Raw genomic sequence first — 9163 nt, 5'->3', positions numbered from 1 at the left:
TGAGGCTCGGGCACCACGCCCTCGGGGAAGTCGAGGATGCGATCGTGGGCGCCGGGTGCGAAGTTGCTGAAGTGGTATTCGTTGCGTTCGTTCCAGGCCGCCTCGACCCGGCCGTCGCCGAGGATGATCGTGGCGAGCTTGTTTCGGAAGAACGTTGCAAGCTCTTCGTACAGCTCGTGATACGCAACGTTGACGCGCTCCAGCGGATCGACACGCAGGTCGTACAGCGTCATTTGCACGTCTTCGGCCGATGCCTCCAGACCCCACATGATCTGCTCGCCGGGAGCGTACCCGTCGCCCGGCTTCGTGAAGTACGGCCGGCAGCGCATCGAGAAGGCAAAGTCTTTCGTCCGCAGGTACGACCGCTCGCCGCGGACCTGATTGAACTCGCCGATCACATAGTCTCGTCGCGGCGGGTTGTCGCTGACCAGATCGAGCAGGCTGAGCCCGTCGAGCTCGGGGTGCTCCTCTTTGTCGATATGGCCCGCGTCGTAGAAGGTCGGGACTAGGTCGACGTACTCGACGAAGCCGTCGTGCACCTGGCCGGCACGGAAGAGCGACTTGTCGGACGAGACGGCGATGATGCTGCCGTGGTTGGACTCGAACCACGGACCGAATTTCGCCTCGATGCCCTGCTCGCCGAGGTGCCAGCCGTGATCGCCGACGACGTAGACGATCACCCACGGCCTGCCGTTGGCCTCGCTGAACGCCTTGAACGAGTCGGCCGCCTCGCCGATGAGGTAGTCGAGCATGGCGCAAAGCGCGTAGTAGTCGCGGATGGCCTGCTGCTTCTCGTCGTCGGTCATGCGCGAGAAGTTCATGTCGTCGTGCAGCTGCTGCATGGTCTCGGGCAGCAGCTCCAGCTCCTTCTCGTCGAAGGCGGGGACGGCGTACGACTTGTCCATGAAGCGGTCGCGAAACTCTTTGCTCGGCAGGACCGGCGTGTGCGGCCCGCTGAAGCCAAGGTGAATGAAGATCGGCTGGCTCGGATCCGGCCCCTCGGCCTTGGTCTTTCCGTCGATCAGGGTGTACGACTTGCCCTGATGATCGAGGTAGCGCTGCATCGACTTCACCGTCGCACCGTCGATGGTGTTCCAGGTCGTGTTCGATGAGACGCCGCCGATGATGAGCGTTTTGTTCCTTCGCGTGTATGTGCGGAGGATGTCCAGCTCTTCCTCGACTTTGGCTCGGTGGGCCTTCTCCTCCGCGGTGATCTCGCGGTCCACGCGGCTACGCCAGAAGCGTTCGACGCGGCCGTCGGGGAAGCGGTAGACCTCTTCGGTGCCGAGGACCATGCCCTTGCCGTCGTGCTGGCCCCACGGGCTGTTGAACCAGAAGTCGCTGCCCTCGAACTCGTGGAGGCTGCGCTTGGTGACGCGTGGGTCGTAGTAGCCGGGCGGCTGCCACTGGTTCATCGACTCGTACGGGAAGATGCGCACGCCGCTCTTGCCGAAGTGGGCGGGCTGGTAGGTGTGGTCCTTCATGACGCCCTGCACGAGCGTGCTCGAGACGTCGGAGTCGAGGTGCGCCTTCTCGAAGCCGTAGATGCCACTGCGATGCGGATAGCGCCCGGTGTGCATTGCGGCGCGCGACGGTGCACACGCCGGCGAGTTGCACCACGCGTTGCTGAAGAGCGTACCTTCCGCGATCAGGGCGTCGGTGCGTGGCGACTCGACGTAGCCAAGCCGACTCTGTGCCTGACCGCGCGTCGCCTGGTTGTATGCGGCGATCGAGTCGCTGCGATGATCATCCGTGATGATCCAAAGGATGTTGGGCTGCTGCTGTGCGTCGTCAGCGTGGTCGTCCGCCCAGGCCGCGGACGTGGCGCAGAGGGTCATCGCCGCTGCGATCGATCGGGTGATTGAAGCAAGTGGTCTCATCGGTTCCTCCAAGCAGCCGCCTCGGCCTCGGCGCGGTGCCGCTGCTGCGGGGTCAGTGGCTGGCCAAAGTACGTTTCGGGTCGGTGCAGGTAGTGGGTGTCTTTGAGTGCTGGATCGGTCACTTGGGCACGCAGATCGCAGTCGAACCGTGCCAGAATCGAGTGCGAACGCTTGGTCTCGCCCGCGTTGACGAAGTGGCAAAGCCCCCAGCTCACACCGGGTCCGTCACCAGAATCGGCAAAGGCGTCAGCGTCGAAAAACTTCGCGGCCGTCGGTGCGAGCTCCACGATCGACGCGATCTCGAAACTCACCCAGTCCTTCGCAAATTGCACCGTGTAGTGCTCGGCCCCATCCTGAATGAGCAGCGCCGCTAGGCCGTCCTTGAACGGGAAGAGGCTCGTCTCGTGGCCGGAGTTCAGCACCGGGTTGAGCGGGTGCTTCTCGAACGGCCCGAGCGGATCTTCGGCGATCGCAAGGCCGAGTGCGACCCACAGCTTGTCCGGGCGATTGAACGCCGACTTGTAGTAGCAGTGGATCTTGCCGTCGTGCACCAGCATGCACGGCCCGTGGACGGCGTACTGGTCCCACTCGCCGGGCTTGCCTTCTGGCAGCACGACGCCGTCGACGCGCGTCCAAGGCCCGTCGGGCGAGTCCGCGTGTGCGACGCCGATCGGGCAGTAGTCGCCTCGCAGGCCGCTGGGTTCGACGAACGACTGGTAGTAGAGGTAGAAGCGGCCGTTCCACTTCAGGATGTCCGGCGTGCAGACTGATCGCCATCCGACGTCCGGCTTGGGTGGTCGGGCCACGGCGACGCCCTGCTCCTGCCAGGTGAAGCCGTCGGTGCTGGTCGCGTACCAGATGTCAGCCAGGTCCCAATCGGCCGAGGCCACAGTGTCCGTCGCGTCGGCAGCCCCGGCCATGCCGAGCGGTGGCGAGGCGGTGTGACGCTTGGTGTACCAGACGTAGTACCGGCCGTTCTCGAAGATGATTTTCGACGGATCGCGCCGCGAGACGGTTCCATCGCCGTCGCTGTAATCCAAGCCCTCCAGTGGCGTGTACTTGAAGGCGCTGAACAACGGATTCTCTTCCGGGCGTGCGGCCGGATACTGCTCGAATGTCCGCCGCAAGGCACGACTGACCGGGCGATCGCCAAGACCCGACACCAACGCGTACGGGAACGGCCCGCCGGTCGGAGCTGCCTGACGTTCGGGGTTCACGCCGACCGGATCCGGCGTCGCGTTCGATGCACGAGTTTCGCGCACATCATGCGGAAGCGGCTGGTCGAAGTAGGCACTCGGCTTGTGCAGGTACTTCGTCGACTTCATCACCGGATCGGTGACTTCCTGCCGAAGGTCGCAGTCGAACCGAGCGAGCATCGAGTGCTGCCGTCCCGGCCCGCCGGCGTTGACGAAGTGGCACAGACCCCAACTCACGCCCCGCCCGTCGCCGGAGTCGGTGAACGCGTCCGGATCGAAGAACCCGGCAGCCGTCGGTGGGAACTCGACGATCGAGGCGATGTCGAAGTTGACCCAGTCTTCGGCATACTGGACCGTGTAGTGCTCGTTGCCGTCACGAATCGTCAGCGCGGCCAAGCCCTTGTTGAAGGGGAAGAGCGCCGTCTCGTGGCCCGACATCATCAGCGGATTGAGCGAATGTCGTTCGAACGGCCCGAGCGGATCGTCCGCGATGGCCAGGCCCTGCCCGAGCGTCAGCACGTCCGGCCGACCGAAGGCGGACTTGTAGTAGACGTAGACCTTGCCGTCGTGGACCAGCGGGTGCGGGTCGTGCACCGCGAACTGGTCCCATGCACCGGCCTCGCCCGTCGGCAGCACCTCGCCCTCGTGAATCGTCCACGGCCCGTCGGGCGAATCGGCGTGGGCGACGGAGACCGGGCAATAGTCGCCGCGCAGCCCGCTGGGTTCGGTGAACGCCTGGAAGTAGAGGTAAAACCGCCCTTTCCACTTCAGGATGTCGGGCGTTGAGACGGAGCGCCAACCTGGTGCGGGTTTGGCCGGACGCTCAAACGCTGGGCCGTGCTCGGTCCAGCGGAAGCCGTCTTCGCTGGTCGCGTACCAAATCTCGGCCAGGTCCCAGTCGGACGACGGAATCGCGTCGGTGGCTTCCTTGGCTCGGCCCATGCCGACCGGGGCGTGCGGCGTCTGGCGTTGCGTGTACCAGACGTAGAACTTGCCGTTCTCGCAGATGATCTTCGACGCGTCGCGCCGCGAGACGGTGCCATTACCGCCGGCGTAGTCGAAGCCTTCCAGCGGCGTGTACTTGAACGCCGTGAACAGCGGATTGTCCTCCGGTCGGTACGCCGGATATCGCTCGAAGCTCCGCCGCATCGACGCGCTCAGCGGCCGCTTGGTGACGTCGTCGGTAACGGTGTATGGAAAGGCGTCGGTCGACATGAGGCGCGGCCTCCGGCTCCGGAAGACGCGCTGCGGGTTCTACCTTGAACCGGCCGGCTTTACAAGGACAGTTCAAGGTCACCGTCGCTTGAACTGCCCCGTCTGTCGTGCGATCGTGACGCCCGCCATGCACTTCGAGAGCAACTGGGCGTCGCTGCAGCAGTACGTCTGTCCGGACTGGTTTCGCGACGCGAAGTTCGGCATCTGGGCGCACTGGGGCCCGCAGTGCGTGCCGGAGGCGGGCGACTGGTACGCCCGGCACATGTATGTCGAGGGACACCCGCAGTACGCCCATCACCTCGACCACTATGGCCACCCGTCAGAGCACGGTTACAAGGACCTGATCCCGCTGTGGACGTGCGAGCACTTTGATGCCGACGCGCTCATGACGAAGTACAAGGCCGCCGGGGCTAGGTACTTCGTGTCGATGGGCGTCCACCACGACAACTACGACCTCTGGAACTCGCAGCACCACCGCTGGAACGCCGTCAACCACGGGCCACGCCGGGACATCGTCGGTGCGTGGCGAGACGCCGCCCGGCATCACGGCCTGCGCTTCGGCGTGACGGAGCACTTGGAGCGGGCGTACTCGTGGTTCAACACGAACAAGGGGCACGACCAGTCCGGACCGAAGGCAGGCGTGCCGTACGACGGTCTGACGCCCGGCTTCGAGGACCTCTACTTCCCGCCGCACGACGACACCAACCGGCAGTACCCGATCGATCCGCCCGCGTGGTGGTGCCAGCAGTGGGCGGACCGCATCAACGATCTCGTCGAGCAGTACGACCCGGACCTGCTCTACACCGACGGGGCGATCCCATTCGGCGAGGTCGGCCGCGGCGTGCTGGCCGATTTCTACAACCGCAACGTCGCCCGGCGCGACGGTCGGCTCGAGGCGGTCTTCAACCTCAAGAGCTACAAGCAGTCGACCAAGGCCGACGCCAAGCCGGGGCGGACGGCCGAGGCCGGCGGTCACGGCGAGTACGTCGAGGGCATCGGCACGCTCGACCTGGAGCGCGGCGGCGTCGACCGCATCTGGCCCGAGCCGTGGCAGACCGACACATGCATCGGCGGCTGGTTCTACGACCGCGAGCGCGAGTACAAGTCGCCACAACTCGTCGTGCACATGCTGGCCGACATCGTCAGCAAGAACGGCAACCTGCTGCTCAACTTCCCCGGCCGAGCTGATGGCACGCTGGATGATCGAGCGTTGGCCATCCTCGATGCACTCGCCCACTGGTTCGCGATCAACGGCGAGGCGATCTACGACACCCGGCCGTGGTCGCGCTACGGCCAGGGCAACGACATTCCGACCGGCGACTTCGCCGAGCCGAAGGAAAGCCCGCTCGGCTTCGGCGACTATCGCTTCACCACCAAGGGCCCGGCGCTCTATGCGATTGCCATGGATTGGCCAGATGCGGGCGGGACGTGGCAGATCGAAGACGTCGCCGACCGCGCGGTCGGACGCGTCGAACTGCTCGGCGTCGACGGACCGCTCACGTTCGATCGCACCGGCGACACGATCACCATAACGCCGCCGACACGGCGGCCGTCGTCTGATCTGGCGTACGGCCTCAAGCTCACCTGACGCCGCCGTCTGCCTGCCACTCCTGCCTGGGTCGGGCATTGTGCTTTACAATGCAAGTTCACCGATGTACAACCAAACCGCTTCCGGACGGAGGAGCACCTTGCTAGCCCAGAAACTCACACATCACACGACCGGCCTTCTCTTGTTCGTCGGCCTGACTGGCGTTTCGTGCGCGAGCGCGGCAAAGGAACAGACCTCGACGCCGCCAGCGGTTCCCGCAGAGCTTCGCTCTTCGTTTGCGGCCGACATCGATCCGATGATCTCGGACGACTTCGACCGCATCGACCCGAACCGGTGGGAGAAGCGGCAGAGCAAAGCCCGATCCGACGGCGCGGCCGGCAACATCAAGGCGTCCCACAACCAGATCGAAACCGAAGACGACGCGACGTACCTGAGCTTGCTCGCGAGCGAGGATGGCGAGGCCGGGGTCTCTGCGATTCATCCACACCGCTACGGCTTCACCGTCTGCCGATGGCGCGTCCGCGGTCTGGATGCCGAGAAGGCCTACGCGGCGCACCCGGCGATCTGGTCCTTCTCGTACAACATGGGCGTCGGCCGCCGCAACCGACCCAACGACAACGGCAAGACCGTCGAGATCGACTGGTTCGAGTACATCAAGTGGGAGCGGATGTTCCACGCCCGCGCGATTCCCGCGCGTGAAGGCGGCTCCAAGATCGAGGAGAGCGTCTACATGCTGCACGGCCGCACGGACTTCGACGGGTGGCGTACGTGGGGCTTCGAGTACACGCCCGACCACGTGCGTGTCTGGAAGCACGTCGACGGAGCGTGGGAGCTGATGGGCACGCCCGTCGCGTTCACCGACACGACCGATCCGGACAGCCACACGCTGGACCGGAACTATCGCTCCGATCAGTTCTTCGTGCTCTCGAACATCTGGTTCTACAAGCCGGAGTACGAGCTCAGCGATGTCCGTCTCGATATCGACTTTCTGCACCATTACCCGATGAACTGATGGTCGCGTCGTTCCCTGCGGCGACCGTTCGGACCAACACCATGTCACAGTCTTCAACTCTCGCCCGGTGGATCGTCGGGGCCGTCGCAGCCGTCGGCTCGATGCTCGTGGTGCCGAATCGCACGTCGGCCGACGACGCGTCCGACGTGCAGCCGAACATCCTCTGGATCGTCACTGACGACCACCGGCCAGACTCGATCCAGGCTTACAACCGCGCGGTCTACGGGACCGACAACAGCCCGCTCGGCTACGTCGAGTCGCCCAACACCGATCGCCTCGCCGCCGAGGGCGTGCTGTTCGTCAACACGTTCAACAACGCACCGGTCTGCGCACCATCGCGTGGTTCGGTGCACAGCGGTCGCTACTCGTTCCGCACGGGTCATCTGGCGTTCGAGCTGACGCATCAGATGCCCGACTTCACTCGGCCGACGGTGACGCAGTTCCTGCGCGAGCTCGGCTACACGACCGCGACCTTCGGCAAGGCCGACTCGTACATCTACGGCTGGGGACCTGGGCAGGGTTTCCACGACGCCGGGCATTGGGATCACCGCGTCCACTTCAAGAACGACCTCCAGCGTCAGGGCCTTGGCGACCTCGTCGTCAACAACGTCTACGACACCACCGGCGGGCAGTGGAAAGACCTAGGCCGCGCTGAAACCACGCACTACCCAGACGGCCGCGTCAAGCAGCACTTCCTGACGCGCACGGACGGCCCGATCACCGAAGAGGACAAGCGGGCCAAGGACGCGCTTACCGAAGAGTTCGATCTGCTCCGCGGCTACACGCGAGCCAGCTCCGACATCATCCTCGGCGGCGAAAATCCGATGCCGGCCGACCGAACGGTCGACGCGCGCGTGGTCGAAGAGTTCGAGAACCACCTGCTCAATGCGGGCCAGCCGTACGAGACGCTCTGGGGCAAGCCGGTGCAGGGGCCAGATCCGGAGAAGCCGCTTCTGATGCACCTCGGCTTCCACCTGCCGCACACGCCGGTGCTGCCGCCCAAGTCGGTGCGCGACCGTTTCCGGAAGCACACGTACGACATTCCGGAGTTCGATCAGGCGGAGTTCGACGACATGCCCGAACAGCTGCAGGTGATTCACAACGTCGGCCAGGTCGACGAGATGACGTCCGACGAGATGCAGCAGATGGCCCAGGACTATTACGCCTTCTGCGCCCACGGCGACGCATTGCTCGGCCGAGCGGTCGAAGCGTTCAAGCAGCACAGCGAAGCCAGCGGTCGGCCGTGGCTCATCCTGTTCCAAGTCGGCGATCACGGCTGGCACCTGGGCGAGCAAGGCATTTCCGCCAAGTTCTCGCCATGGCACCAGTCGGTCGGCAACGCGTTGATTGTCGTCTCTTCCGACAAGTCGCTGTTTCCCGCGGGGCAGATCAATCGACAGCTGACCGAGTACGTCGACGTCAAGCCGACGCTCCTGCAGGCCGCCGGGGCAGACCTCGCCGATGACACGTTCGAGCACCTCGACGGCTACAGCCTGCTGGACGTCCACAACGGCGTGCACGCCGAGCGCGCGTATGCGTTGGGCGAGATCAGCGTCGTCGCGGGTCCGCGGGCGTACCTGCACACCGATCGCTTTCGCTTCTCCATGCGGACGCGCCCCTTCAACGGCAGCCCACCGCCGGACATGATTGGCCGCGACATCGAATGGGCGCTCAACGCGCCGGTCGAGGACGTCGACCTGGCGCTCTACGACCTGGCCGTCGATCCGCTGGAGCGGGACAACGTGGCAAACGACCCGGAGTACCGCGAGCTGGCAGCCTTCCTCCGCGACAAACTCGGCCGAATCGTCCTCGGCGACGGGCGGGTCGAGGTCGACTGGTCCAAGCCCAACACCTACGCCCGTTCCAACTTTGCGGCCGGCGCCGACGACAAGAAGCTCGACATTCCGCCAGCGATCATCCCTGAAGTCGAAACTGCTCCCTGAGTCTGTTCATCCGTCAACCAGAGACCTTCCATGCACCTCAAAATCCAAACAGCCGCCACCATCGCTGCCGCCGCGCTTTTCGGAGCGACATCGCACGCGCTGGCCGACTTCACGCCGAGCGAAGAGCGACCGGTCGTCTTCTTCGACGTCTCGAGCTTCGCCGAGATCTACTCCAGGCCCGACACCAAGTACGGCGGGCCGACCGTTGCCGACATGGATAGTGACGGCTTCTATGACCTGATCTTCTACAACCACAACCAGACGCCCATCTTTCACTACCGGAACGACGGCGACGGAACGTTCACTAAGTTGGACAACCTCTTCCGGCTGGCCGACACGCACGGCGTTGCTCCGGGCGACTACGACCG

6 protein-coding genes are annotated in these 9163 nt (G+C 64.8%); 4 read left to right on the top strand and 2 right to left on the bottom strand.

The window, feature by feature from the left end; all coding sequences use genetic code 11:
* Positions 1-1838: sulfatase-like hydrolase/transferase (locus AAGI46_13105; protein ID MEM1013145.1), on the bottom strand; the 1838-nt coding region annotated here is incomplete at its 3' end.
* 38 nt (positions 1839-1876) lie between these two features.
* Positions 1877-4291, bottom strand: coding sequence for a family 43 glycosylhydrolase (locus AAGI46_13100; protein ID MEM1013144.1), 2415 nt, complete (start codon positions 4289-4291; stop codon positions 1877-1879).
* Between the two features lie 115 nt (positions 4292-4406).
* Between AAGI46_13100 and AAGI46_13095 the strand changes: the two genes are divergently transcribed.
* From AAGI46_13095 to AAGI46_13080, 4 genes are all read left to right on the top strand, one after another.
* A complete protein-coding gene (locus tag AAGI46_13095; protein ID MEM1013143.1) occupies positions 4407-5879 on the top strand; it encodes an alpha-L-fucosidase in 1473 nt (490 codons plus the stop codon).
* A 256-nt stretch (positions 5880-6135) separates the two neighbouring features.
* The gene (locus tag AAGI46_13090; GenBank protein MEM1013142.1) at positions 6136-6852 is read left to right on the top strand and encodes a hypothetical protein; all 717 of its coding nucleotides are present in this window, start codon (positions 6136-6138) and stop codon (positions 6850-6852) included.
* A 41-nt stretch (positions 6853-6893) separates the two neighbouring features.
* The gene (locus AAGI46_13085) at positions 6894-8795 is read left to right on the top strand and encodes a sulfatase-like hydrolase/transferase (GenBank protein ID MEM1013141.1); all 1902 of its coding nucleotides are present in this window, start codon (positions 6894-6896) and stop codon (positions 8793-8795) included.
* A gap of 30 nt (positions 8796-8825) precedes the next feature.
* Positions 8826-9163 (top strand): VCBS repeat-containing protein (locus AAGI46_13080; protein MEM1013140.1); only part of this gene is annotated, 338 nt, incomplete at its 3' end.

The organism is Planctomycetota bacterium (genome assembly GCA_038746835.1).
In the GTDB taxonomy this organism is placed as follows: domain Bacteria; phylum Planctomycetota; class Phycisphaerae; order Tepidisphaerales; family Tepidisphaeraceae; genus JBCDKH01.
The sequence above is the reverse complement of the archived record's forward strand: the minus strand, read 5'-3'. Positions and strand labels throughout refer to the sequence as shown.